The organism is Streptomyces sp. NPDC111744, from assembly GCF_055634995.1.
This window is the reverse complement of sequence record NZ_JBVKCG010000002.1, coordinates 210,028-235,345: the sequence shown is the minus strand read 5'-3', so window position 1 is coordinate 235,345 and position 25,318 is coordinate 210,028. Positions and strand designations below refer to the sequence as shown.

The window sequence follows — 25,318 nt, the reverse complement described above, 5'->3', positions numbered from 1 at the left end:
GGGCTCGTGGCCGGCGTGGCACTCGCGTTGGTGGGGGAGACGGCCGGGAAGGTTTGCGTACCGCTCGGGGTCATGATGCGGAAGCCGCCGGTGTCGTCCGGGCTCGTGGCCGGCGTGGCACTCGCGTTGGTGGGGGAGACGGCCGGGAAGGTTTGCGTACCGCTCGGGGTCATGATGCGGAAGCCGCCGGTGTCCGCCGGGGACATGGGCTGGCCGGCGCCCGGGGTCATGACCCGGAAGGAGCCGGTGTCCGTCGCGGGCACCACCGGTATGGCACCCGTCTCCGTCACGGTCACCGCCGGGAAGGCGCCCGTACCGGTCAGGGCGTCGGTCCGGAAGGTGCCGGTGTCGCCGTACTGGCCGGACATGCCGGCGGGGGCCGGCCACTGCTGCGTCGGGACCCGTGCCGCGGGCGTGGGCCAGGGGGACCGCGCGGCCGGCGCGGGCTGCGCGACCGGGGCGGACTGCGGGGCGGGCGCGGGCGGTTCGAGCGCCGCGATCGTGCGCTGTCCGGTGCGCTGGGACAGCAGCTCACGCGCCTTGGCGATCTTCAGCTGGTTCTTGGTCTTGGACGTGCCCGGCGCCTGGCGCTGCGGCGTGGCGACGGCCGGCAGCGCCCTGGGCGCACTCGACGGTCCCGGCGGCAGCGCCGCGGGGGACCCGGCCGTCAGTTCCAGCTTCGGGCGCTCGGTCAGCTCGCGGACGACCTCGACGTCGCTGTTCGCGGCCGGTCCCGCGGTCAGCTCGGGCCGGGACGGGTCGGAGCCGTCCAACTGGCCGAGCAGGTCGGCGGCCACGGCGCTGACGGGCCGCCGCGGGCCGGGCCGCGCGGGCTGCCGGTCGGAGGGCAGCGCCGCCGGGACACTCGGCCCCAGTCGCGAGCGCGCGCTGTCGAACCACTCCCGGGCGATGTTGTCGAGGCCCGGGTCGTCACGCCGGGGCCGCTTGAACAGCGGGACACCGCGGGACCGCGAGCCCCCGTTCATCGCACGTGTGGCGTTGTAGTTCCCGGTGGCGTTCTCGGCCTGGTCGTAGAGGCTGTCGATCCGCTGTCGAACCTCGTCACGGCTCTCGGGCGCCATGGGGGTCGTGCTCCTTCCGTGCTCCGCCTACCGAGTTAGCTGTCGGGTTCGGGCGGGTCGATCCGGAAGGCATGCCCTACGGCCCTTGCCCCTAAGGGCAGTTGGCCGATTCACCCCGTGGTTCGGTTGGGTCCCCGGCTCCGGATCGCCCCGCTGGGCACCGGATTCGGCGGAGGCCGCGCGGCCCGACGGGATTCGCCGGGGGGAGCCGAGCGGCTTGCCCGTCAACTTAGCCAACTTGTGTCACTCGTGTGAAGGTTGACGTGCGTAATGTCCGATACGTATTTGTGATGTTCGTCGTAGCGTTCGGGACAGACCGCCGCCCTAGGGGGCGCTTCCTGTGAGGTCACCGTGAATTCGCGGGACCGTTGAACACGGTGGCGCCACGCTGCGTATGTGACGGGGGATTTCCATGTCCGGCCGACCACGACACGCAGGGAAACGACCTTGAGACCCAACAGGCGCAGACGCCCGACCGGCGCACAACGCGCGACCTTCGCAGCGGTCGCCCTGATGCTCGGCGGCGGAGTACTGGTCGCGGTGAACGTCTACGCCTCGGCCACCGAAGGCGGTTCGGACCAGCAGTCCGGGCAGATCGCCACCGGCCAGGTGCTGTCCGCGCCCACCGTGTACTGCCCGGACATCGGCAGCCGGCTGACGGACGTGCCCGACGGGGCCCGGGCCGACGTCGACGGTGAACTCGCGCAGCTGGACCAGCAGATCGCGGCCGCCTACCAGCAGCTCAAGGAGTCCGCCGCGGCGATCCAGCAGAACCCCGGCCTCGCCGACCGGACGATCCTGGATCCGCTGAAGGGGAAGCGGTCGGAATCCCTCCAGCGGATCGCCGACGCCGTCGACCGCGAGGGCGACCGCCCCCAGGGCCTCGACGACCTCGCCGCGTGCACCCTGCGTTCCTCGGACCAGAGCGGCGGGCAGTCAACGGCGCCGCAGGACAGCGCCACGCCGAGCCAGGGCGCCGGCGCCAGCGCCGGTGCCGGCGGCCAGGGTGGCAACGGTCCGGTCGCCGCCGACTATGCCGACATCACCACCGTCCAGCCCAACGTCACGACCCCGGCCGAGCAGCCCGGCGGCTCCACCGGCACCTTCGCCTCCAGCTGCGGTGTCAACGCGAACGGCCTGTTCAATTCGGACAACGTGATCGTCGCGCCCGGTGTCTCCAACGGCGCCCACCACTTCCACGACTACGTCGGCAACCAGTCCAACAACGCGTTCGCCAGCGACGACGACCTCGCGAACGCCGACACGAGCTGCGCGGACCAGGGCGACAAGTCCACGTACTACTGGCCCGTACTGCGGCTGCAGAACGGCAGGCAGGAGCGGGACGCCGGCAAGCCGGGCGGCGGCACCGAGGGCAACGCCGGTCAGATCGTGACGGCGAAGGAGGTCACGCTCACCTTCGAGGGCAACCCGAGCTCCAAGGTCACCGAGATGCCGCGGCTGCTGCGCATCATCACCGGCGACGCCAAGGCCTTCGTCAACGGCCCGGCCAACGCCAACGCCTCCTGGAGCTGCACCGGTTTCGAGGACCGGCAGCTCAAGGACAAGTACCCGCTCTGTCCCTCGGGCAGTGAAGTCGTACGCACGTTCAAGTTCCAGAGCTGCTGGGACGGCCGGAACATCGACAGCGCCAACCACCGCACCCATGTGGCGTTCGCCGCGGCCGACGGCAGCTGCCCGGCCGGTTTCCGGGCGATCCCGCAGCTGGTGCAGCGCATCGTCTACGACGTCGACGCGCCGAGCCTCCAGGACGGCGGCCGTACGGTCCCGCTGTTCGCGGTGGACTCGTTCCCCGAGCAGCTGCACAAGCCGGTCACCGACCACGGCGACTTCATCAACGTCTTCGACGAGAGCCTGATGCGGAAGATGGTCGACTGCATCAACTCCGGCCGCACCTGCGGGGCGGGGGCCGACGAGCAGCCGCCGTCGCAGAGCGCCGATCCCGGCCCGTCCGAGTCGGCGAGCCCGGAGAACCCGCCGTCCGACACGAACCCGCCGTCCGACACGAACCCGCCGTCCGACACGAACCCGCCGTCCGACACGGCGAGCCCGGTCACCGAGCCGAGCGACACGGCGCCCCCGGCCGACCCGCCGGCCGAGTCCGAGAGCGCCCAGCCCTCCGAGCCCCCGGCCGACCAGCCCGCCACGGGAACCGCCCCCACCGGCAACACCGGTCTGCCGAGGGTCTACACGAGCAGTTCACCCAAGAAGTCGTCGGGCACCACATCGGGTGGCGGTGACATCAGCCGGCCGACCGAGCGGCCCGAAACCTCGACCCCGACCAGCACGGCGAGCGCGGCCGCTGCCGCTCCGGTGGGTCAGGAGACCCCGTCGACCGCACCCCAGACCGAGCCGCAGGCCGTCCAGGGCGGTCTCGCCGAGACCGGCGCCCACCTCTGGCCCGCCCTCTTCGGCGGACTGCTGCTGGCCTCCGGGTTCGTGCTGCTGTGGCGCACCCGCTGGACCTCGTCCTGACGCAGCCGACGCGACGCCGTCTGACCCCTGCCGGGGTCGGACGGTTCGCAGTGTGCGCTGGGCGAGATTGAACGCGGGGAGCATCTCGTCGTGCTCCGCGCTGCGCGCCCGCTGGACGTGAAGGTACGGTACTTCGCCCCGCTGGTCTGGTCCTCGGCGGCCACGAACGCCCGGAGCACCGCACGGGCGTCACCGCCGCCCGGCTTTCGGGTCGACACCCGCAGAAAGCCGATGGCCCCGGCGGGCTGGTGGCCTGTCCGGCGGATCATGCCGCAGACACGGTGCCTGCCACGCCCACCTGCGGCGTTGTCGTCACTTGCCGACGTCCCCCAGCCTTCGGCCGGAGGTGCCCCCACCGCGTCGCCCGCCGCGATGGAGGGTGCCCCCGTGCGAGCTAGTTCGAGCGTGGTGGAGGCTGATGTCCACGCCGCCTCCGCCCTGGAACTGCACGCACAGGACCCCGCTCGACCCGGCCGAGACGTACCGCGGGCTCACGGCCGGCCTGGGCCAGACGGCACCCCCTGCCCGTTTGCCGTCGGCGGGCTCCGCGCGGCAGGGTGCCGGTGTGTCTACCTTGCTGATCGTCCACCACACGCCCTCACCGCACTGCCAGGCCATGTTCGAGGCCGTGGTCTCCGGGGCGACGACCCCGGAGATCGAGGGGGTGCGGGTCGTGCGACGGGCGGCCCTGTCCGCCACGGCCTCCGACGTTCTCGCGGCCGACGGCTACCTCCTGGGCACCCCGGCCAATCTCGGTTATGTCTCCGGCGCCCTCAAACATTTCTTCGACCAGATCTACTACCCATGCCTGGACGAGACGCAGGGCCGTCCTTTCGGCGCCTATGTGCACGGCGGCAACGACGTCACCGGCGCCCTGCGTGCCCTCGACGCCATCACCACCGGCCTCGGCTGGCGAGCGGCGGCCCGGCCGGTCACGGTGACCGGCGAGCCGGGAAAGGCCGACATCGAGGCATGCTGGGAACTCGGGGCGACCGTCGCCGCCGGGCTCGCCGACGACGCCTGACGTCCTCTCCGTCACCTCGTTGGACGAAGGTGCGGGCGGCGGGTCCAGGGCACACGATGGGACGAGGCCATGTCGTCGATCCTAGGGAGCGTCGGATGGCAGCGCATCGGCATGCCTCCGGGCCGCCCGCGAACGAACTGCTGCGGGAGTGCGCCCGTGAGGTCGTGGACGTCGCCGAGGGCATCCGCGAGGTCTGCGCACGGAGCAGCTCCGTCCTGTTCGCCCCGGCGCTGACCAGCTCCGCGCGCCGTCGCCCGCGCACCGGCTACGCCGCCCGTTGGGCGCTGCTGCGAGCGCTCACCAACCCGCAGGGGCTCGGCGGTTCGGCGATCGTGGCACCGGACGGCATGGGCCGTCTGCTCGGCGCGGCGGGGGAGGCGCTGGGCCGGGAGAGCCTGGCCGCGCTGGTGGCGGTCACCTCGCTGCGACTGAGGGTCGCCGCCGTCCTGCTCGACCACCCCGAGTTCGGGCACGACCCGGGCATGCGCAGGCTGACGGCCGCGGTCACCGCCGACCACGACCGGGAGGCCGTTCGTGCGCTGCGGACCCTGTTCAAGGACCAGGGTGCCCAACGGGCCCTTTCCGGACTGGCCCCCATCCTGGCCGAACTCCTCGCCACTCGCGGCCTGCTGGACGAGGACCCGATCAACGACGAGACCGCCTGGGCGCTCCTCGCCGGCCGTGAGCTGACCGCCGGCCCGGTGCGAGGCATCAGCGCCGCCCGTCCCTCCGTCATGGATCGGGATGAAGGCGCCGTCCAGGCCGTCGAACCGTCCGCCTGGCAGGCCCAGGGCATCGCCACCGAGGGCTCCCTGCTCGCCTTCCTGCGCACCATGGACGTCCTCGCCACCGACGGCCGCGTCCTGGTCCAGGAGGTGCGAGGTCCCGACGGTGTGCTCCGGTACGTCGTCGAGGCGCCCGGCACGGCCCCCGGCCGCCCCCGCGGCGACTCCCCGCAGGACTTCGCCGGCGCCTGGCGCAACCTGTTCATGACCGACTCGCCCTACACCCGCTCGATCCTGCTGGCGGTCCGGGAGCACGGCGTCCCGCGCGGCGCCGACCTCGCGCTCGTCGGGCACGGCGAGGGCGGCACCGCGCTGCTGAACCTCGCGCAGGACGACGAGTTCTGCCGCGCCTACCGGGTCACCCACGTGGTCGCCGTCGGCTCCCCGATCGGCGACAGGAAACCCGCCGACCCGCGCACCTGGGTCGCCGGCATCACCAACCGGCACGACATCGTCCCGGTCCTCGACAGCCGTGGCGCGGGCTCCGCGTTCGACCCGCACCCCAACCGGTACCGGGCCGACTACACCGGCCCCGACCACGAGTTCCCGGGCTGCCACCTGCTCCGCGTCTACATCGACCACCTGGAGACGGTGATCCCACAGGTCACCCAGGACGTCGACCAGGCACTCACCCCCTATCGCGGCCCGGTCGAACGCACCCGTGTCTACCGGCTCAAGGACCGCGCCTGCCCGCCCGAGGGTTACCCCCTGCTGACCGTCCCCACCAGCAGCGTCCCCACCTCGGCGGGCCCGGTCGACGTGCCGGTCCGCTACTACGACTCCTCAGCCGCCCACCTGTGCTACCCGGTCGACACCGACGTCGCCCGAAGCCTGCTGCCGGACGCCACCTGGATGGCCCCCACCCGCCTCGGCCGCCGCGCCCTCGTCGTGCTCTCCCTCTACGAGCACCGCTGCACCACCATCGGCCCCTACTCCGAACTCGGCCTGTCCGTCGTGGTCGACGACCTGTGGCGGCCGCACGCCTACGACCTGGCCAGGGACCTGCTGCGCCGCGTCGACCTGCGCCGCACCGGGCGGTACGTCGTCGCGCTCGCCGTCGGCACCCAGGAGGCGCGGGCGGTGGCCGAGGAGCTCTGGGCGCAGCCGGCCGTGCACGGATCCGCCGAGGTCGCCCTGCAGGGACACGAACTGCGGGTCGAGGCACCGGAGCTGGGCCTGAGCGTCGAGGGCAGCCCCGGCCCCGGTGTGCGCTGTCCGGAGGCGGACTGGGTGCTCTACGGGCGCCGGGGCGACAGCGCCGTACGCACCCTGGTCCGTGCCGCCGGCCGACCGCGTGTCCACACCCGCCCGCGGGTACGGCTGCGGCTCGACGGCGGGCACGGACCGCTGGCCCGCCACCTCCAGATCCTCGAACTCGACACCGTCCGGCCCGGGTTCGTCCTGACCAGCCCACGGTTCATCGCCCACAGAAGCGCCGGCGCGCTGCTGCCGCGCTGAGCCCGAGAACAGGTGCGCCCCATGGTGACCCAATCCCGTCCCGCCACCGCCGCCCCCGAACTCCTCGCGTACGTCAACGACTTGAGAGTCGATGCCGACCGCATGGACGGCTATGCACAGCGGCTGCGCGGTGCCGCCGTCACGCTGCGCGGCTGCGCCGAGGCACCGGAATGGAGCGGAGCCACCCTGGAACGACAGGCGTCGGCCTGCGCGGCCGCGGCGGCCCAACTGCGCTCCGCGGCAACGGCATTGCTGACACATGCCACACAGTGACCGGCACCCGCCCGGGCCCTGGCCCGGACCGGTCCGCGGCCGTCGTCCCTTCGACGGCTTTCGCACTTCCGGGCAGTAACGGCCTTGCCGCCCGGGCGGCGCGCCGGGCGTCAGCCGTGCAGCGCGGCCTCCAGGGCCGGCAGGCACAGTCCAGGGCCCTGACGGTGGCCGCGCGCCCGGTGCGGGAGAGGGCGGTGACCGCCGCAGTCCTGGACGTCGACGTGACGGCTCGGCACGGGGGCCGGGCCGACGGGTTCGCCGTCCGTTGACAGCACCAGGACGCGACGGCCGCCCCAGGCCGCGGCGTGCAGCAGACCGTTCTCGGGGTCACGGGCGATGAGGTGCCGCCTTCCGTCGCGGGCCCTTTCCCCGATCATGCGGCGCCACCCCGGCGACCGCATCCCGTGCCGGGCGCCCCGCCCTGGGCACGCCGCGGCCCGGACCTCGCAAGAGGCCCGGGCCGCGGGGCGGGACAGGGAGCGGGGTCAGCCGGCCGGGGTGGTGTGGGGTTGTTCCGGACCGGGCTTGGGACGGGTGCGGGTCCAGGACGGGTCGGCCGCGAGTTCAGGCGTGGGGGGATGGTTCATGAGACGACGGGCTTTCTGAGTGTGTGGCGGAAGTCAGTCCGGTGCCGTCGACAGCTCGGCCCAGACGACGCGTGCGGAGGATCCCTCCGGTGCGACCATGACGCCCCAGTCGAGGCTGAGCGCGTCGACCAGGAACAGCCCGCGCCCGTTCTGCTCGTCGGGTCTGGCCTGCCGGGGCACCGGGACTGTGAAGCTCCCGCTCTGGTCCTCGACCTCGATACGGATCCGGTCAGGGGCGGCGTGCACCCGGCATATGATCCGCCGGCCGGCCGAGTGGACGATCGAGTTGGTGACCAGTTCGGAGGTCACCAGGACCGCGTTGTCGCAGGCCTCCTCGCACACGCCCCACGAGGCCAGCAGCTCGCCCACGCTGCGGCGGGCGTTGCCCACCGCCCGCGGTGTCGGCGCCAGGTCGAACGCCAGGCTGTGCGGGAGGGGCCGGTCCCCGGAGGCGAACCGGTCGAGGCCTTGCGGCCCAGGGAGTCGACCGAGGCGTTCGCCTCCGGGTGGTCGGGGAATGCCCGTCGCGTCAGACGGGCGGTGCGGTCCCTCGGCACCGGCCGCGAGAGCCGGTCGGGGCAGACCGGGTATCCGGTCGTCGGGCAGCCGGTCGAGCGGCTGGGGGAGAGAGGGCGGGGCCATCGCCGTACGCCTTTCGTCCGGCTTCGCAGCGTGGGGGGCTGGGCGGTCGCATCCGCCCCGGGCCGCCCGGGGGCAGACGACGACCCGCGCCTGGACGGCACCGGATCGCAGCTCAGTCTCCCCCAACTGGACCGCTTCGCCTGCTCCTTGGTCGGTCGGAGCAGTAGGTCCACTCTGGCATCTGCCAACATCGCCTCGCAACCGGCAAGTTGAAAATTGCAAGAAGTGAAGTGCATGCTGCTCCCGACAAGAAGTGATCGAATGAGTCCGTGACCGATCACGAGCGCGTGAGACGGTGTCCCTGAAACCCGCTGTGAGGGGGTAGGGCGTGACCTCGGAGACCGACTGGGGCGGTGCCCCTTCCGTCCTGCGCATGATCCTCGGCCGGCAGCTGGAGGAGATGCGGACCCGGGCGGGCCTGACCTACGAGCAGGCGGGCGCCGCGATCGGGGTCAGCCACTCCACGATCCGCCGGATGGAGGCCGCCAAGGTGGCCCGCCTCCGGCTGGCCGACGCCGAGAAACTCCTGCAGATCTACGGCGTGACGGACCGCCAGGAGCTCGACACCTTCCTGCAGTCGGTGCGCGAGGCCAACAAGCGCGGCTGGTGGCACTCCTACCGCGATGTGATGCCGGACTGGTTCGCCGCGTATCTGAGCCTGGAGCAGGCCGCGTTGCAGATCCGCGCCTACGAGAACCAGTTCGTGCACGGCCTGTTGCAGACCCGGGAGTACGCGGCCGCCCTGCTCGGCGCGGGCAACCCGCACGCCCCGGCCGAGGCCACCGAGCGCCGGGTGGCCCTGCGTATGCGCCGGCAGGAACTGCTCACCCGCGAGGCGCCGCCCAGGCTCTGGGTCGTGATGGACGAGACGGTGCTGCGCTGGCCGGTCGGCGGCGCCGGGGTCATGCGCGCCCAGATCGACCATCTCATCGAGATCAACGGGCTGCCCAACGTCACCTTGCAGATCATGCCGTTCGCCAACGGCCCGCACCCGGCCATGCGCGCGGGTGCGTACCACCTCTTCCGGTTCCGGGCCCGCGAACTGCCCGACATCGTCTATCTCAACGGCCTGGTGGGCGCCGTCTACCTGGACAAGAGCGAGGATGTCGTGGTCTATCGCGAGGCCCTGGACCGGTTGGGCGCCCAGGCGGCGCCCGCCAGGAAGACCGAGGTCATCCTCGGTGCGATTCGCGAGGAGCTCTGACGTGCACCACCCCGTACACAACGGCATCCCGTCCCGGCAGCTCGGCGCGCGCGGCTGGTCCAAGCCGTGGAGCGACGACGCCGGCGGAGCCTGCGTGGAAGTGAAGAAGCTCGCCGACGGCCGGGTCGCGGTACGCCAGTCGACCGACCCCGACGGCCCGGCGCTGGTCTTCACGCCCCGCGAGATGACCAGTTTCCTGTCCGGTGTGAAGGCGGGTGACGCCGACTTCCTGATGTGAACCGTGTTCCTGGAACTTCCTTGCTATAGCTGATCGTTCAACAACGGCCCACACCTGTACCCCCCGAAGTCCCCCCGCACCCCCTCACCTCACCCGAATGGGAGACACGGCGTTGCCCGACAACGGATGGCCGGCCGACCGCATCGACACCGAGAACGCGCACTCCGCCCGGATCTACGACTACATCCTGGGCGGCAAGGACTACTACCCCGCCGACCAGGAGGCGGGCGACGCCATGTCCCGGGAGTGGCCCGCACTCCCGATCCACATGCGCGCCAACCGCGACTGGATGAACCGCGCCGTGCGCTGGCTCGCCGAGGAGGCGGGGATGCGCCAGTTCCTGGACGTGGGGACCGGCATCCCCACCTCCCCGAACCTCCACGAGATAGCCCAGGCGGTCTCCCCCGACTCCCGGGTCGTCTACGTGGACAACGACCCCATCGTCCTCACCCTGTCCCAGGGCCTGCTCTCCAGCACGCCCGAGGGCAGGACGGCCTACATCGAGGCGGACTTCCGCGACCCGGCGGCCATCCTGGACGCCCCCGAGCTGCGTGACACCCTCGACCTCGGCCGGCCGGTGGCGCTCACGGTGATCGCCATCGTGCACTTCATGCTCGACGCGGACGACGCGGTCGGTGTCGTACGACGGCTGCTGGAACCGCTGCCCTCCGGCAGCTATCTGGCGATGTCCATCGGCACCGCCGAGTTCGCGCCCGAGGAGGTGGGCCGGGTCGCCCGCGAGTACGCGGCCCGCAACATGCCGATGCGGCTGCGGACCATCGACGAGGCCCACGAGTTCTTCGAGGGCCTCGAGCTGGTCGAGCCCGGCATCGTCCAGGTGCACAAGTGGCACCCGGACGGCACCGGCGAGGAAGGCATCCGCGACGAGGACATCGCGATGTACGGGGCGGTCGCCCGCAAGCCGTGACCCCGGGTTCCGTGCCGGGGCCCGGCTCACCTTCCAGGCCCCGGCACGGTCGTCCGACGGGTACCGTGAGGGCATGAACAGCACGCGCGTCACCCGGCGGATGCAGGCGCCCCCGGCCGCCGTCTACCGGGCGCTGCTCGACCCGGAGGCGGTCGCCGCCTGGCGGGCACCGGACGGCATGACCGCCCGGGTCCACGCCTTCGACGCCCGGGAGGGCGGCGAGTTCCGGGTGTCCCTCGACTACGACGACCCCGGCCGCGCCGGGAAGTCCGGCGGCCACACCGACACCTACCGGGGGCACTTCGCCCGGCTGGTCCCGGACCGCCTCGTCGTCGAGGTCATCGACTTCGAGACCGACGACGACGCCGTGCACGGCACCATGACGATGACGACAGCCCTCACCGAGGCCGGTGGCGGCACGGACGTCGAGGTCCTGCACGAGGGCATCCCCGAAGGCGTCCGCCCCGAGGACAACGAACTGGGCACCCGGATGGCCCTCGACAACCTGGCCCGGCTCGTCGAGGGCCGGGAGTGACTCAGGCGTACGGGTCGAAGGCGATCCCGGACGGCATCGAGTAGGACAGGTTCGACTCGAAGGAGCCGTCCTTGATCTTGATCGTGGCGTCGCCGAAGTCGGCGTTCATCAGCTTGTCGCGGTAGCCCGCCGGATAGCCGTTCCAGCCCACCAGACGCGGGAAGAACCAGCCGCCGGTCACGTTCTCCGGCGGGTCGTCGTTGGAGTTGGCGAAGCGGAAGTCGTGGGTGGACAGGCCGTCCTTGTGGTACACGATCTTCGGGTGGGTGCCGTCGAACCGGATCGCCGAGGCTGCCGCCACTTGGTAGCTGCTGTGCTGCGACACCGAGACGTACTGCACCTGGTTGTTCTGGATCCACACGATGACGTGTTCCCAGTCGTGCCGGTGCCCGATGGCCGCGGGCCCGTAGGTCGCCTGGTCCTTCTCGAAGTAGCTGGCGTACATCACCGCGCACCAGCCGTTGTTGCACTTCTCGCGGGAGTAGGTGTTGGCGTTGGCCAGCTGCGCGTAGTCGTGGCAGTGGCCGTTGACGTCACCACCGAGCGCCAGACCGGGGTTGAGGGTGCCGTCGGCGCCGATCGCGGCGGTGGTGTAGCAGCCGTCGCCGTCGTAGTCGTAGGCCGGGGAGAAGGTCTGTTCCAGTCCGTCGGCGTTCTGCGGCAGCAGCGTCAGGACATCGGCGTGCGCGGTGGCGGGCACGGCGACGACCAGCGCGAGCGCGCCGAGAGCGGCGGCGATGGCCTTGCGTAGCGTCCGTCTGCGGGTGGGGGACTGCAGGTCGGGCATGTCGACTCCCTGTCTCTGAAAGGCGATGCGGAGTCTGGCATTCGAGCAATGGTCGAGACCACCCTCACGACTTAACTTTGACCCAAAGATAATTGAACAGCAGACTCAACTCCCTTGCTGTCAAACACTGTTGACCCGCTGTGAGTCGTCCGGGCGCGCTTGCCGTGCGGGTCGGCCCGACGCCAGGCTTCTCGTCGGCTCGCCCCCCACGACCCGAAAGGGAGCCCGGTGAACGACAGAGACATGCCTTCGCCCGCGCTGAACCGGCGCGGCTTCCTCGGCGCCGCCGCCGCGGCCGGGCTGCTCGGCACGCTGCCCACGACGGCCGAGGCGGCACGGAACACGGCCGACGACGGCCCGGTCACCACGGAGTCCGGCCGGGTCACCGGAGTCCAGGGCGGCCTGCGGGGCGTCACCGTCTACAAGGGCATCCCGTACGCCGCCTCCACCGCTGGAGCCAACCGCTGGCGCCCGCCGCAGCCGGCCCCGTCCTGGGACGGGGTACGCACCGCCGACTCCTGGGGGCCGGCCTGCCCGCAGCCGGTCACGGGCATCCCGGACGACCAGGTGCCCGAACTCGGCGAAGACTGCCTGAACCTCAACATCTGGACGGCGGCGACCGGTTCGGGGGACGGCCGCCCCGTCCTCGTCTGGCTCTACGGCGGCGAGCGGGCCCTGTGGTCCGGCCAGGAGATGTACGACGGCTCCCTGCTCGCGGCCAAGGGCGTGGTCGTCGTGACGATCGACTACCGTGTCGGCCCGCTCGGCGGTCTTGCCCACCCCGAGCTGACCGCCGAGTCCGCGTACGGCGGCTCGGGCAACTGGGGGATCCTGGACGCCGTGGCCGCGCTGGAGTGGGTCCGGCGGAACATCGCCGCGTTCGGCGGCGACCCGGACCGGGTGACCCTGGCCGGCTGGGCGCAGGGCGCGTCCTTCGTCAACATCCTGCTCGCGTCCCGGCTCGCCGAGGGGCGCTACCACCGCGCCCTGCTCTCCTCCGGCGTCCGGTACACCAAGGACCCGGCGCTGGCCAGGGGGGCCGGCCGCTACCGGACGCTCGCCGACGCCGAGGCCAACGGCACCGACTTCGCAGCCCTGCTGGGGGCCGACAGCCTCGCCGAACTGCGCGCGCTGGACGCCGGCGACCTCGTCGCCCGGGCCGCCGCCGACGCCTCCGCCGACTTCGGCCATGTGCTCGACGGACACGTCCTGCCGGACACCTACACGGCTGTGCTCGAGGCCCGAGCCGAGACCGACGTGCCCGTCCTCACCGGCGTCTGCAGGGACGCGAACGGCGCCTCGCCCGGCCTGAAGACGTCCCTCGACGCGTTCCAGGCGTACGCCCGCTCCGAGTTCGGCACGCTGGGGCTGGCCGACACCTTCCTGGAGCTGTACCCGGCGGACGGCGACGCGGCGGCGGCGGCCCAGCAGTACAGCGCCTACGCCCGTGACGAGGAACGCGTCTCCGCCTTCCTGTGGGCGACCCAGTTCAAGGACACCGCGGGCAACTCCGGCCCCGTCCACACCTACTTCTGGACCCGTGTCCCGCCCGGCCACGACGCCACCAACCCGGTCATCGGCCCCGAGGTGACCGGAGCCTTCCAGGGCTCCGACGTCTACTACCTGCTCGGCTACCTCTACGGCACCGACCGCCCCTGGACCTCCCAGGACTACGACATCGCCGACACCACCGCCTCCTACGTCGCCCGCTTCGCCGCCACCGGCGACCCGAACGGCAGCTCCCTGACCGACTGGCCCGCCCTCGCCACCGACACCCCGCGGACGATGGAACTCGGCGCCGACTTCGGCACGGTCGCGGCGGCGGACAGCGACGCCAAGTTCACCTTCCTGAAGTCAAACCTGGAGTCACAGAGCAAGGAGTTCTGAGGACCGGGGTTCTGAGGCCGGGGTTCCGAGGGCCGGGGTGCCGGGGCCGCTCACGGCCGGGCGGCGCCGTGGCCGAGGATGCCGTGGTGGCGGCGGTGCTCGGTCGTCGGAGTGAGGTGCAGGGCGATCAGGGCCGCGTCGTCGCCCAGGCGTCCGCCCACATGCGCCAGCAGATCGCGCCGCACGTGGTGCATCAGTGCCTCGGGAGCGGCGTCCGTCCACTGCGCGACCCGCTCCACCAGCGGGTAGAAACGGCCCTGCGCGTCCCGCGCCTCGACGACACCGTCGGTGTAGAGCAGCAGGGTGTCGCCCGGCTCGAAGGAGAACACGTCCAGGGTGTGCTCGGTGCCGCCCGTGCCGTGCACCCCCAGCGGCGGCGACGGATGCAGGCTCGGGACGGTGACCGCGTGCCCCGGGCTCAGCAGCAGGGGCGGCGGATGGCCGCAACTGGTCATCCTGGTGACCGGGTCCTCGTCGGGGATCTCGACCAGCAGCGCGGTCACGAACCGCTCGCCCGCCTCCTCCACGGGCTCCAGGTCCGCCGCGTAGCGCTGCACGCTCTGCTCCAGGGCGGCCGCCAGCTCCGGCAGGGTGACATCCCGGTGGGCGGACTCCCGGAAGGCGCCGAGCAGCAGCGCCGCCTCCCCGATCGCCGACAGCCCCTTGCCCCGGACGTCACCGATCAGGACCCGGACCCCGCCGTCGCGACGGGTGGCCGCGTACAGATCGCCGCCGATCTGCGCCTCGTCCTCGGCGGCCAGATACAGCGAGGCGATCCGCAGCGGGCCGATGTGCTCGGGCAGCGGCCACATCAGCACGTGCTGCGCGGCCTCGGCGACCGTGCGGACCTGGGCCAGCTGGACGCGGCGCCGCTCGCGGACCGCGCTGTAGATCACCACGATCACCGAGAGCAGGACGAGGGTGATGATCTGCACGATGTGGTTGGCGGTGGTCAGCCCGCCGTGGAACACGGCGATCACCACCTGGGCGGCCACCGCGAGCGCCCCGACCAGCGCGGTCGTGCGAGGACCGGCGAAGGACGGGGTGAGCGCGGGGGCGATGACCAGGGTGGGGCCCAGATGGATGTCCTCGGGCGAGCGCAGGTCCACCACCATGATCACCAGGATGAGCAGCACCGGGAGCACCAGCAGCGCGTGGGACGACTGCCATGACTGCCGAAGCCCCGCCGCACTGCTCTGCCGGCTCCCCATGCCCCCAGCGTGCGCCACGCCGGATCGAGCGGCCACCCCGAGCGGTCCTCGGCCCTGTCGTCACGTTCCCGTCCGCCCCGCGACGCCATGCACGCTCCCCCAGCCTCCGGCCGGGGGACCCCCAGAGCACGCACCTGACGCCGCGAGGCCGCCTCCGGGCCACGACGGGAATGTGACGACAGGACCCTAGAGGTTCACGCTCCGCATCCCGGACTCGTCGTAGCGCTCGCCCGCCGCCTTCGGTATCTCGGCGTCGATGCGGGCCAGGTCCTCCTTGGTCAGTTCGACGTCGACGGCGCCGGCGTTCTGCTCCAGGTAGGTACGGCGCTTCGTGCCCGGGATCGGGACGATGTCGTCGCCCTGGGCCAGCACCCAGGCGAGGGCCAGCTGGGCCGGGGTCACGTCCTTCTCAGCGGCGATCTCCTTCACCTTGTCGGCGAGCCGCAGGTTCGCCTCCAGGTTGTCGCCGGTGAAGCGGGGACCGGTGCGGCGCCAGTCGTTCGCGTCGAGGTCGTCGGGGGAGGAGAACCGGCCGGCCAGGAAGCCACGGCCCAGCGGGGAGTACGGCACGAACCCGATGCCCAGCTCACGGCAGGTCGGGATCACCTCGTCCTCCGGGTCACGCGTCCACAGCGAGTACTCGGTCTGCACGGCCGCGATCGGGTGGACCGCGTGGGCCCGCCGGATCGTCTCGGGGCTCGCCTCGCTCAGCCCGATGTGCCGCACCTTGCCCTCGGCGACCAGCTCGGCCATGGCGCCGACGGTCTCCTCGATCGGCACGTTCGGGTCGACGCGGTGCTGGTAGTAGAGGTCTATGTGGTCGGTGCCGAGACGCTGGAGCGAGCCGTGCACCGAACTGCGGACATGTTCGGCCGAGCCGTCCTGGCGGCCGACGGTGCTCATGTCACCGGGGACGGCGTTGTCCATCCGGAGGTTGAACTTCGTGGCGATCACGTACTCGTCCCGGTGCCCCCGGATCGCCTCGCCGACCAGCGTCTCGTTGGTCAGCGGCCCGTAGAGCTGCGCGGTGTCGAGGAAGGTGATCCCGAGGTCCAGCGCGCGGCGGATGGTCCGCGCGCCCTCTTCCTGGTCCGTGGTGCCGTAGAAGGCGGACATTCCCATGCAGCCGAGGCCGATGGCGGAAACCCGTAGATCTCCCAGATGGCGCTGTCGCATGTGACTCCCAGCCCTTCCTGCTCATTCGTTCCTGGTTCCGGTCGGCTCGGGCCCCCACTCCATGGAGCGGCGGTTTCCGGCCGTCGGCATCCCGGGGCGACGCCCGGCGCAGTGGACGCTACGACTTCAAGAGCACTCGAAGTCAAACGGGCGGCGCCGCCGATCCGGTACATGTAGACCCCAGGACCGTGATCGCCGCCCAGCCTTCCGGGGAGCCCGCATGTTGCTGCGCCAGCTCGAATACCTCGTCGCGCTCGCCCGGGAGCGCCACTTCGCCCGGGCGGCGGCCGCCTGCCATGTCTCCCAGCCCTCGCTGTCCGCCGCGATCCGGCGGCTGGAGCACGAACTCGGTGTGCCGATCGTGCGCCGGGGCCGCCGCTACGAGGGCCTGACCCCCGAGGGCGAGCTGGTGCTGGCGTGGGCGCACCGCATCCTCGCCGAGCGGGACGCGCTGCGCCAGGAGCTGTCGGCGCTGCGGGACGGCCTGACGGGCACCCTGCGTCTCGGGATCATCCCCACCGTGGTCCCCGTCGCCTCGCTGCTCACCGGCCCCTTCTGCGACCGGCATCCGCACGCCCGGGTGGCGATGGAGTCCCTGTCGTCCGCCGACATCCGGCGTGGCCTCACGGACTTCGAGCTGGACGCGGCCATGACCTACCTGGACGACGACGAGCTGCGACAGGTCCGCCGTTTCCCGCTCTACGAGGAGCGCTACGTCCTGCTCACCCCGGTCGGCGGCCCCTTTGGCGACATGGTCACCGCCACCTGGTCCCAGGCCGCCGCCCTCCCGCTGTGCCTGCTCGGACCGCGGATGCGCAACCGACGGATCATCGACGAGTGCTTCGCCGCCGAGGGCGCCGCACCGGTCCCGGCGATCGAGTCCGACAGTGTGGCAGGGCTCTACGCCCACCTCCCCGGCGGCCGTTGGTCCAGTGTGATCTCCCACGCCTGGCTGCACATGTTCGGTGTGCCGGCGGGCATGCGCGTGGTCCCCCTGGCGGGCCCGGCCCACGGTCCGCGGGTGGGCCTCGTGGTCGCCCGCAGCGAACCCCAGTCCATGCTCGCCGAGGCCCTGGTGAAGGTCGCCCGTCAGGCGCGGCTGCGGGACGCGCTCGATAGCCTGCTGACCGCCCACCTGGACGGCCGCGACTGATAGGCGCGGGCTATGACCACATAACAAAGTTCGCTTTGACCTGCGCAGTTGCCCCCGAGGATCGTGAAGGCAAGCCATCCGCAACGGAGTTGAGGAGCCGCCACCATGGCCAAGGTGCTCTGCGTCCTGTACGACGACCCGACCGACGGATACCCGAAGACCTACGCCCGCGACGACATCCCCGTCATCGACCAATACCCGGGCGGCCAGACCACCCCCACCCCCGAGGCGATCGACTTCACCCCGGGCCACCTGCTCGGCAGCGTATCCGGCGAACTCGGCCTGCGCTCCTTCCTGGAGAAGGCCGGCCACACCCTCGTCGTCACCTCCGACAAGGACGGGACGGGCTCCGTCTTCGACCGTGAGCTGGCCGACGCCGACGTCGTCATCTCGCAGCCCTTCTGGCCGGCGTACCTCACCCCGGAGCGGATCGCCGCCGCCAGGAACCTCAAGCTGGCGATCACCGCCGGCATCGGCTCCGACCACGTCGACCTCGACGCCGCGATCGCCCACGGAGTGACGGTCACCGAGGTGACGTACTCCAACAGCATCAGCGTCGCCGAACACGTGGTGATGATGATCCTGGGGCTCGTCCGCAACTACCTGCCCTCGCACCAGGTGGTGCTCGACGGCGGCTGGAACATCGCCGATTGCGTGAGCCGTTCGTACGACCTGGAGGGTATGCACGTCGGCACGGTCGCCGCCGGCCGGATCGGTCTCGCGGTGCTGCGCCGCCTCGCGCCCTTCGACGTGCAGCTGCACTACACCGACCGCGCCCGGCTGCCCGAGTCCGTCGAGCGCGAGCTGAACCTGACGTTCCACGAGAGCGCGGCCGCCATGGTCCCGCACTGCGACGTCGTCACCGTCAACGCGCCCCTCCACCCGGAGACCGAGGGCCTGTTCGGCGACGAACTGATCGGCACGATGAAGCGCGGCGCGTATCTCATCAACACCGCGCGGGCCCGGATCGCCGACCGGGACGCCGTCGACCGGGCGCTGCGCAACGGGCAGCTGGCCGGGTACGCGGGCGACGTCTGGTTCCCGCAGCCCGCGCCCGCCGACCACCCGTGGCGCACCATGCCGCACCAGGGCATGACCCCGCACATCTCGGGCTCCAGCCTCTCCGCGCAGGCCCGCTACGCGGCCGGCACCCGGGAGATCCTGGAGTCCTGGCTCGCCGGCCGGCCGATCCGCGACGAGTACCTGATCGCCGACGGCGGTGGGCTGGCCGGCACGGGAGCCAAGTCGTACTCCGTCAGGACCAGTTAGGAGTCGAGCCGGACCGGCAGCTCGAAGAGGTCGTTCTGGGTGACCACCGGCTTGTTGCGCAGCTCCGACGCCGGAACCGCGAGGTCCAGGCCGGGGAAGCGGTCGTAGAGGGCGGGCAGCGCGACGCCCGCCTCCAGCCGGGACAGGGCCGCGCCGGGGCAGACATGCGGGCCGTGCCCGAAGGAGATGTGCCGGTTCTTCGACTCCCGGGTGATGTCGAACTCCCCGGCACTCGGCCCGTGCGCCTGTTCGTCGCGGCCGATCGCGGCGTACGACACGATCAGCGCGTCGCCCGCCGGGATCACCCTGTCGCCGACCGGCACGTCCTCGGTGGCGAAGCGGATCAGCACATGCGAGGTGGGGGTTGACCAGCGCAGGGTCTCCTCGACCACCGCCGACCAGTCCACCTCGCCCGAGAGCACCTTGGCGCGCTGGCCGGGGTGGGTGGAGAGGTTGACCACGGCGTTGACGATCAGGGAGATCGTCGTCTCGTGCCCCGCCGCCACCATCAGCTGCAGGGTGGAGACGATCTCCTCGTCCGTGAGGTGGTCGCCGTCCTCGGAGGCCAGGATCAGCGCGCTGGTCAGGTCGTCGCCGGGCTCGGCCCGCTTGGCGGCCACCGTCTCCGCCATGATCTGCGCCAGCTCCGTGAGGGTCGCGACGACCTCCGCGGGCGGGGTCTGGGTGGAGAAGAACTTCTCGAACAGCACCTTCAGACGGGGGAGCCTGGCCTCGTCGATGCCCATCAGGTCGGCGACCACGTACATGGGCAGCGGATAGGCGAAGGCCGCTTTGAGGTCGACGGTCTCCTGGTCCGCCGGGAGCGCGTCCAGGAGATCCTGGGTGAGCTTCTCGATCCGCTCCCGCATCTGCTCCACCCGGCGCGGGGTGAGCGCCTGCGCGACCAGCGCGCGCATCCGGCGGTGGTCGGCGCCGTCCACGGTCAGCATCGAACGGCCCGGGTTGGCGAGCCCGATCAGCGGCCAGTCCGGCGGGATCTCCCCGCGCTGCCAGGCACCCCATACATTGATGTCCTTGACCAGACGCGGGTCGGTGAGCAGTGCCTTGGCCTCGGCATGACGGGTGACCGCCCACACGGGCACCCCGCCGGGCAGTTCCACGGCGGCGAGCGGACCGGCGGCGCGCAGCCGCGCGCTCTCACCGTCCAGGTCGGTGACGAAGGGGTCGAGGGCGATCCGGGCGTGTTCGGTACCGGTCGTCATCGTGACGTGCCTCCCAGGGCAGGGTCGGAGTACTGCGCCAATCGGTGCTGTGCCTGACCGTCGGTGTGGATTACAGGGTGGGTACGGGCGTGAACCGGACGGGAAGCTCGGTCAGCCCCCGCAGCCAGGGCGAGGGCCGGCGGGTGAGGGAGTCGGCGGGCACGGCCAGGTCGATGTCCGGCAGCCGGTCGAGGACGACCTCGATGCCGGTCCGGGCGATCACCTCGGCGACCTCCTGCGCCGGGAACGGGCAACGGTGATCGCCGTGCCCGAAGGAGAAGTGCGCGTTGTTGCCGCCGGTCAGCGCGGAGGCGTCGGTGCGGACCTGCGGATCGGAGTTGGCACCCTGCAGCCCGAGCAGCAGCAGGTCACCGGCGCGGATGCGGCGGCCGCCCAGCTGGGTGTCGCGGGACGCCCAGCGGCCGGCCACGTTCTGGGTGGGGGTGTCCTCCCACAGCACTTCGTTCATCGCCTCGGCGACGCTGTTGCGGCCGCCGAACAGGGAGGCCGCGAACCGGTCGTCGGTGAGCATCAGGCGCAGCGAGTTGCCGATCCAGTCGGCGGTCGGCTGGTGCCCCGCCGCCATCATCACCATCAAATCCTGGGCGATCTCCTCCTCGCTGAACCCGCTCTTGTCCTGGAGCATCCGCGACACCACGTCGTCGGCCGGGTCCGCCTTCCGGTCGGCCAGCAACTGCGCCATGGAAGTGGCCAGATGGGTCTGCCCGGCGATCGCCCGCTCACGCCCGTCGATCATGTCGTTGAGCGCGGTGACCAGGCCGGGGCCCTCCTCGTCGGAGAAGCCGTACAACTGCGCGAGCACCCGTACCGGCAGCAGCATCGCGTACTGGCCGACCAGGTCCGCCTCGCCGCTGGTGCACAGCCCGTCGATCAGCTCGTCCGCGAACCGCTCGGCATGACCCCGCAGTTCGAAGGGGTCGACGGCCTCCAGCGCGTCGCTGATCATCCCGGCGCGCTCGCGGTGCCGCTCGCCGACGGTGTAGAGGATCGACGGCTGCTTGCGGCCGATCATCGGCAGCAGCGGCCAGTCGGCGGGGATGATGTCCCACTGGTTCCACAGGTCGGAGTCCCGGCTGAACAGCACCGGATCACCGGTCACCTGGTGCAGCTCGCGGTAGCCGAGCACCAGCCAGGCCGGCACGTCCCCGTCGAGCATGACGGGGACCACGGCGCCGTGCTCGCGCCGCATCTCCCGGTACAGACGCGCGGGTTCGGTCTGGAACCGGGGGCCGCTGAGCGGCACGGCTTCGGGGGTCACACGAACTCCTGTCGGGGCAGGTCCGCCGGTGCCGAGGGGCCGGCGTACCGGTTCTTGACGTGCTGGACCAGCGTGATCAGCACCTGCTTGCCGGACTCCCGGGACCGGGCGTCGCAGTTGACCAGCGGGATGTGCGGGTCCAGGTCCAGCGCGTGCCGGACGTCCTCGGGTGTGTGCACGGGGCCGCCGAAGTCGTTGCAGGCGACGACGAACGGGGTGCCGTGCTTCTCCAGCCGGTCGATGGCGTACCAGGAGTCGTCGATCCGCCGGGTGTCGACGAGCACGACCGCCCCGAGGGTGCCGGAGAACAGCCGGTCCCACAGGAACCAGAACCGCTCCTGGCCGGGCGCCCCGAACAGGTACAGCACATTGCGGGCGTCCAGCGTGATCCGGCCGAAGTCGAAGGCGACGGTGGTGGCGGACTTGCCGCGCACCTCGCGGATGTCGTCGATCTCCTCGCCGGCCTGGGTCATCGTCTCCTCGGTGTTGAGGGGACGTATCTCGCTGACGGAACGGACCAGGGTGGTCTTGCCGACGCCGAAGCCGCCCACGACCACGATCTTGAAACCGTTGTCGGCGGAGGCACCCAACGGGGTGCGCGCGTCAGAGGTTGCGGAGTCCAACGAGCACCTGCTCCAGGATGTCGGGGTCGGTGATGGCCGGCCGGTGGGGATGGCGGGCGCTGACCCGGCCGGCCGCCTGCAGGTCGCACAGCAGGACCTTGGTGATGCTCACGGGCAGCTTCAGCTCCGCGGCGATCTCCACCACCGAGGTCGGGAACTCGGCAAGCCGTAGGATCGCCGCGTACTCCGACTGCATGCCGGGGGCCGGCTCCGACTCGGCGACGACCAGCGTGACCAGGTCGAAGGGGCTGTCGGGTCCGGTGCTGCTGCGGCCGCCGGTGATGGTGTACAGGCGGTCGGGAGCGTCGTCCCTGCCGGGCCTGCTCATGACGTGCGGGGTGGCGCGGTCAGGTGTTCGCCGAGCTGCTCGACCAGTTCGCTCATGTTGTGCCCGACCAGCCCCGGGTCCGCGTCCTCGCTGGTCACCACGGCCAGATGGGCGCCCTCGCCGGCCTCCACGATGAACAGCACGCCTCCGTAGAACTCGGTCATCGCCGACCGCACGCCGCCGCTGCCGTCGCCGAACTCGACGGACGCCCCGTGCGACAGCGACTGGATGCCGGCGGCGATCGCCGCGAGCTGGTCGGCCTGGTCGACGGAGAGCTCCGGAGTACGGCAGAGTTTCAGCCCGTCGCGGGAGAGCACCAGGGCGTGCCGCGCGCCGGGGGTGCGCTCCAGGAGGCCCTCGATGAGCCAGGTGAGCTTGTCGTCGGCGGTGGTCGGGCCGGTCATGGAGTGGTGTCGCCTTCCGGGTGCGCGTGTGGGTGGGACGTGGGCTCGGGGCCGGACTCCGGGTGGGGCGCGGGGGCCGGGTCGTGCGCCGGAGTGGGGGTGTACGGGGCTGTGGCGGCGTCCGCCGCGCCCGGGACCTCGACGGAGTCCGGTGCGCGGAAGGCCTCGGCGGGGTTGTCGGGTGCTCCGGGGACCTCGGCGGAGCCGGTCGCGGCCGGGCGGACGGCCTGCCGGAAGCTGTTGAAGCGGGAGGCGCGGAGCCGGGCGTCCTCGGCGGCCGGCGCCGGCCGCGGCTCGGCCGGCTGGGGCGCCGACCTGCGCTCGGCCTCGGCGAGGGTCCGGCCGCGGCGCCGCCTGGGCAGTCCGGTGGATCCGTCCTCGTCCTCGTCGGGCTCCGCGGACTCGTGGACGGGTGTCGGGTCCGGCGCGGCAGGCACCGGTTCGGGAGACTCCGGCTGCTTCGGCAGCGCGGGTTCGTCGGCGACCGGGCGGGTCAGCAGGTCCTGCGGGACCAGCATCAGAACCCCGGTGCCACCGCGGGCCGACGGCCGGAACGACACCTTCAGACCGTGCTTGCCGGCCAGCCGGCCGACCACCGCGAGGCCGAGCCGGGTGCCGGTGAGACCGCCCAGCCCGGAGGTGTCACCCGCGACCGCCCGCTCGGCCCGGCGTAGCTGCACATCGCCCATCACCAGCCCGCTGTCCTCCACGGACACGATGACCCCGGCCGGCACCTCCTCCACATAGACGTGGACCTCGGCCGTCGGGGGCGAGAAGTTGGCCGCGTTGTCGAGGAGTTCGGCGAGCGCATGCATGACACCCTCGGCCGCGTGGCCGGTGACGGCCGTCTCGCTCACCGAGTGCACCCGCACCCGGCGGTAGCCGCTGATGCGTCCCATCGCACCGCGCAGGATGGACTCCATGCTGATCGGACGCGCCCAGCGGCGGCCCGAACGCGACCCGGTCAGTACGGCGATGGAGTCGGCGATCCGGCCCGCCTGGGCCGTGCGGTGGTCGAGGTGCAGCAGGTCGGCGAGCACGTCCTCGTCGGTGTGCCGCTCCTCCATGGCCCGCAGGTCGGCGAGGGTGGCGGTGGCCAGGGCCTGCATCCGGCCGGCCGCGTTGCCTGCCGCGGCGATCGCCGCGGCCCGCTCCCGCGAGGCCTGTTCCAGCTCGGCGGTGAGCCGGGCGTTCTCCTGCCGGTACCGGTCCAGCTCCTGGCTGCTGCCCTCCTGGATCCGCGCCCGCTCCTGCTCCAAGGAGTCCGCGAACTCGTTGCGCTGCTGGGCCAGTTCGTCGATCAGCCGCTGGTGCTCCTGGCGCGCCTCCTCGGTCGTGCGGGCCTGCTGCTGGAGCAGCCGGCCGAAGTCCTGGCTCACCGTCTCCAGCCGGCGCCGGGCGCGCCGGGCGGCCCGCGCCGAGTGGACGGCCCAGGTCACCGCCGCGCACAGCACCACGGCGGCCGCACTGGCCCCCAGGGCGAGGGGCGTGCGGACCGAGGCCGGCGCGGCGGTCACCGTGGCGACGACCACGAGGGCCGACACCACCGCGGTCAGCGCGAGGGTGGGAACGAGCGTACGAAGGGCAGGTCGATCGCCGGGGTGCGTGGGCGCGGTCATCGGTCCGGTCTGGTCCTCGGAGAGGGTAGGGATGTTGTTCCGGTGAAGGAGAAGTGACGCTCGGTGCTGAACTGGCCGTCACTATACGAGAGTTCGTGATCGAAACAGAACAGTTCAGGTCTCCTTGCAGGAAAGCGCTGCCACGCAGGCGACTTGCTGTGTCCCGACTGTGAACGAACCTACGAATCGCCTCGCGTGAGCGCGTCCGCCACCACGGCGGCCGCCTCCTTCACCAGCGCCGAGTCGGCCTGGGCGGCGGCGTCGGTGTGGGTGGAGAGGACGGCGACGACGACCGGGGCACGGCCCGGGGGCCAGGCGATCGCGACATCGTTGGCGGTGCCATAGGCGCCCGTTCCGGTTTTGTCGCCGACGGTCCAGTCCGCGGGGAGCCCCGCACGGATCCGCTCCCCTCCGGTGGTGTTGGCGAGCAGCCAGCCGGTGAGCCGCCGCCGGTCCGCGCCGTCCAGGGCACCCCCGACGACCAGCCGCGCATAGCTGGTGCCGATGGCCAGGGGAGAGGTGCTGTCCGTGACCCGGCCGGGCTCCGCGGAGTTGAGCTCCGGCTCCCACCGGTCGAGCCGCGTCACCCGGTCCCCGATCGAACGGCACAGCCGCGTGACCGCCACCGGCCCGCCCAGTTGCTCCAGCAACAGGTTCGCCGCAGTGTTGTCGCTGTAAGAGATCGCCGCTCCGCACAACTCCGCGACGGTCATTCCGGCGGCGAGATTCTCGGGTTTGCCCGTGATGGGCGCGCCGCCCGACTTCTGGACATCGCTCTCGTCGTAGTGGACGACCTCGCTCAGCACGTCCTCGTCCAGGTCCCGCAGCACGGCGGAGACCGCGAGCGTCTTGAACACCGAGCAGATCGGGAAGAGTTCGCCGGGGCGGTGCTGGACCCGGGCCCCCGAGCCGGTGTCCCAGGCGAACACCCCCAGCCGGGCCCGGCCTTCGCGCTCCAGTGCCCGGAATCTGCTCGCGGTGTCCGGAGTCGTGCGGGCGGGCAGCGCGGCTCCCAGGGCCGCGGTCAGCACAATTCGCCGCGATGGCTGCTGCATTACCACTCCTTTACCGAGGTTTCGGAGGGGGGGACGCGGTCACTCCCCTGGAGGT

Annotated in this window: 23 protein-coding genes, 2 pseudogenes and 1 riboswitch; of the genes and pseudogenes, 11 read left to right on the top strand and 14 right to left on the bottom strand. The window is 71.9% G+C overall.

Annotated elements, in window-relative coordinates:
• Window positions 1–1,082, bottom strand: a pseudogene (locus ACZ7OO_RS05110) (hypothetical protein); the annotation flags it as partial.
• An 8-nt stretch (window positions 1,083–1,090) separates the two neighbouring features.
• Window positions 1,091–1,264: riboswitch (cyclic di-AMP (ydaO/yuaA leader) on the bottom strand.
• A gap of 331 nt (window positions 1,265–1,595) precedes the next feature.
• Here ACZ7OO_RS05110 and ACZ7OO_RS05105 point away from each other — a divergent pair.
• Complete coding sequence (locus tag ACZ7OO_RS05105) at window positions 1,596–3,575, top strand: DUF1996 domain-containing protein (protein ID WP_471502332.1); 1,980 nt, start codon at window positions 1,596–1,598, stop codon at window positions 3,573–3,575.
• Between the two features lie 110 nt (window positions 3,576–3,685).
• Here the strand turns inward: ACZ7OO_RS05105 and ACZ7OO_RS05100 are convergent.
• A pseudogene (locus ACZ7OO_RS05100) lies at window positions 3,686–3,844 on the bottom strand (lipoprotein); the annotation flags it as partial.
• 296 nt (window positions 3,845–4,140) lie between these two features.
• On the opposite strand from ACZ7OO_RS05100, the gene ACZ7OO_RS05095 reads away from it, so the two are divergent.
• The 3 genes from ACZ7OO_RS05095 (at window position 4,141) to ACZ7OO_RS05085 (ending at window position 7,115) form a co-directional block, all read left to right on the top strand.
• Window positions 4,141–4,599: a flavodoxin family protein gene (locus ACZ7OO_RS05095; RefSeq protein WP_471502330.1), complete on the top strand. Its 459-nt coding sequence runs from the start codon at window positions 4,141–4,143 to the stop codon at window positions 4,597–4,599.
• A 95-nt stretch (window positions 4,600–4,694) separates the two neighbouring features.
• Window positions 4,695–6,842 carry a hypothetical protein gene (locus ACZ7OO_RS05090; RefSeq protein WP_471501625.1) on the top strand — a complete coding sequence of 716 codons (2,148 nt, stop codon included), beginning with the start codon at window positions 4,695–4,697 and terminating at the stop codon, window positions 6,840–6,842.
• A gap of 21 nt (window positions 6,843–6,863) precedes the next feature.
• A complete protein-coding gene (locus ACZ7OO_RS05085) occupies window positions 6,864–7,115 on the top strand; it encodes a hypothetical protein (protein WP_471501623.1) in 252 nt (83 codons plus the stop codon).
• A 110-nt stretch (window positions 7,116–7,225) separates the two neighbouring features.
• On the opposite strand, the gene ACZ7OO_RS05080 is transcribed toward ACZ7OO_RS05085, so the two are convergent.
• Window positions 7,226–7,492: a hypothetical protein gene (locus ACZ7OO_RS05080; RefSeq protein WP_471501621.1), complete on the bottom strand. Its 267-nt coding sequence runs from the start codon at window positions 7,490–7,492 to the stop codon at window positions 7,226–7,228.
• A gap of 243 nt (window positions 7,493–7,735) precedes the next feature.
• The gene (locus ACZ7OO_RS05075; protein WP_471501619.1) at window positions 7,736–8,344 is read right to left on the bottom strand and encodes an ATP-binding protein; all 609 of its coding nucleotides are present in this window, start codon (window positions 8,342–8,344) and stop codon (window positions 7,736–7,738) included.
• A 328-nt stretch (window positions 8,345–8,672) separates the two neighbouring features.
• Between ACZ7OO_RS05075 and ACZ7OO_RS05070 the strand changes: the two genes are divergently transcribed.
• From ACZ7OO_RS05070 to ACZ7OO_RS05055, 4 genes are all read left to right on the top strand, one after another.
• On the top strand, window positions 8,673–9,548 hold the full coding sequence (locus tag ACZ7OO_RS05070) for a helix-turn-helix domain-containing protein (protein WP_471501617.1): 876 nt from the start codon (window positions 8,673–8,675) through the stop codon (window positions 9,546–9,548).
• A gap of 1 nt (window position 9,549) precedes the next feature.
• A complete protein-coding gene (locus ACZ7OO_RS05065) occupies window positions 9,550–9,786 on the top strand; it encodes a DUF397 domain-containing protein (protein ID WP_406431475.1) in 237 nt (78 codons plus the stop codon).
• Between the two features lie 112 nt (window positions 9,787–9,898).
• Complete coding sequence (locus ACZ7OO_RS05060) at window positions 9,899–10,714, top strand: SAM-dependent methyltransferase (RefSeq protein ID WP_471501615.1); 816 nt, start codon at window positions 9,899–9,901, stop codon at window positions 10,712–10,714.
• Between the two features lie 73 nt (window positions 10,715–10,787).
• Window positions 10,788–11,249, top strand: coding sequence for an SRPBCC family protein (locus ACZ7OO_RS05055; protein WP_471501613.1), 462 nt, complete (start codon window positions 10,788–10,790; stop codon window positions 11,247–11,249).
• A gap of 1 nt (window position 11,250) precedes the next feature.
• Here the strand turns inward: ACZ7OO_RS05055 and ACZ7OO_RS05050 are convergent, their stop codons facing one another.
• Entirely contained in the window at window positions 11,251–12,036 is a 786-nt protein-coding gene (locus tag ACZ7OO_RS05050) for an NPP1 family protein (protein WP_471501612.1), read from the bottom strand.
• Between the two features lie 228 nt (window positions 12,037–12,264).
• Here ACZ7OO_RS05050 and ACZ7OO_RS05045 point away from each other — a divergent pair, with 228 nt between their 5' ends.
• Window positions 12,265–13,923 (top strand): carboxylesterase/lipase family protein, encoded by a 1,659-nt coding sequence (locus tag ACZ7OO_RS05045; protein WP_471501610.1) that lies wholly within the window; start codon window positions 12,265–12,267, stop codon window positions 13,921–13,923.
• A 50-nt stretch (window positions 13,924–13,973) separates the two neighbouring features.
• Here ACZ7OO_RS05045 and ACZ7OO_RS05040 read toward each other — a convergent pair whose 3' ends face one another.
• Both ACZ7OO_RS05040 and ACZ7OO_RS05035 read right to left on the bottom strand, forming a co-directional pair.
• On the bottom strand, window positions 13,974–15,134 hold the full coding sequence (locus tag ACZ7OO_RS05040; protein WP_471501608.1) for a PP2C family protein-serine/threonine phosphatase: 1,161 nt from the start codon (window positions 15,132–15,134) through the stop codon (window positions 13,974–13,976).
• Window positions 15,135–15,320: 186 nt separating this feature from the next.
• Complete coding sequence (locus tag ACZ7OO_RS05035) at window positions 15,321–16,310, bottom strand: aldo/keto reductase (protein WP_471501606.1); 990 nt, start codon at window positions 16,308–16,310, stop codon at window positions 15,321–15,323.
• A gap of 220 nt (window positions 16,311–16,530) precedes the next feature.
• Between ACZ7OO_RS05035 and ACZ7OO_RS05030 the strand changes: the two genes are divergently transcribed.
• Both ACZ7OO_RS05030 and ACZ7OO_RS05025 read left to right on the top strand, forming a co-directional pair.
• Entirely contained in the window at window positions 16,531–17,463 is a 933-nt protein-coding gene (locus ACZ7OO_RS05030) for a LysR family transcriptional regulator (RefSeq protein WP_471501604.1), read from the top strand.
• A gap of 105 nt (window positions 17,464–17,568) precedes the next feature.
• Entirely contained in the window at window positions 17,569–18,732 is a 1,164-nt protein-coding gene (locus tag ACZ7OO_RS05025; RefSeq protein ID WP_471501602.1) for an NAD-dependent formate dehydrogenase, read from the top strand.
• Here the strand turns inward: ACZ7OO_RS05025 and ACZ7OO_RS05020 are convergent.
• From ACZ7OO_RS05020 to bla, 7 genes are all read right to left on the bottom strand, one after another.
• The gene (locus tag ACZ7OO_RS05020; protein ID WP_471501600.1) at window positions 18,729–19,955 is read right to left on the bottom strand and encodes a cytochrome P450 family protein; all 1,227 of its coding nucleotides are present in this window, start codon (window positions 19,953–19,955) and stop codon (window positions 18,729–18,731) included. The genes ACZ7OO_RS05025 and ACZ7OO_RS05020 overlap by 4 nt on opposite strands.
• Window positions 19,956–20,025: 70 nt before the next feature.
• The gene (locus ACZ7OO_RS05015) at window positions 20,026–21,234 is read right to left on the bottom strand and encodes a cytochrome P450 (RefSeq protein ID WP_471501598.1); all 1,209 of its coding nucleotides are present in this window, start codon (window positions 21,232–21,234) and stop codon (window positions 20,026–20,028) included.
• Window positions 21,231–21,857: a GTP-binding protein gene (locus tag ACZ7OO_RS05010; RefSeq protein ID WP_471501596.1), complete on the bottom strand. Its 627-nt coding sequence runs from the start codon at window positions 21,855–21,857 to the stop codon at window positions 21,231–21,233. The genes ACZ7OO_RS05015 and ACZ7OO_RS05010 overlap by 4 nt, the downstream gene beginning before the upstream one ends.
• Window positions 21,838–22,185, bottom strand: a complete 348-nt coding sequence (locus tag ACZ7OO_RS05005) for a DUF742 domain-containing protein (RefSeq protein ID WP_471501594.1) — start codon at window positions 22,183–22,185, stop codon at window positions 21,838–21,840. The genes ACZ7OO_RS05010 and ACZ7OO_RS05005 overlap by 20 nt, the downstream gene beginning before the upstream one ends.
• Window positions 22,182–22,589: a roadblock/LC7 domain-containing protein gene (locus ACZ7OO_RS05000; RefSeq protein ID WP_471501592.1), complete on the bottom strand. Its 408-nt coding sequence runs from the start codon at window positions 22,587–22,589 to the stop codon at window positions 22,182–22,184. Before ACZ7OO_RS05000 ends, ACZ7OO_RS05005 begins: the two co-directional genes overlap by 4 nt.
• The gene (locus tag ACZ7OO_RS04995) at window positions 22,586–24,208 is read right to left on the bottom strand and encodes a sensor histidine kinase (RefSeq protein ID WP_471501590.1); all 1,623 of its coding nucleotides are present in this window, start codon (window positions 24,206–24,208) and stop codon (window positions 22,586–22,588) included. Before ACZ7OO_RS04995 ends, ACZ7OO_RS05000 begins: the two co-directional genes overlap by 4 nt.
• A 179-nt stretch (window positions 24,209–24,387) precedes the next feature.
• Window positions 24,388–25,263, bottom strand: coding sequence for a class A beta-lactamase (gene bla, locus ACZ7OO_RS04990; RefSeq protein ID WP_471501588.1), 876 nt, complete (start codon window positions 25,261–25,263; stop codon window positions 24,388–24,390).
• Window positions 25,264–25,318: the final 55 nt, after the last annotated feature.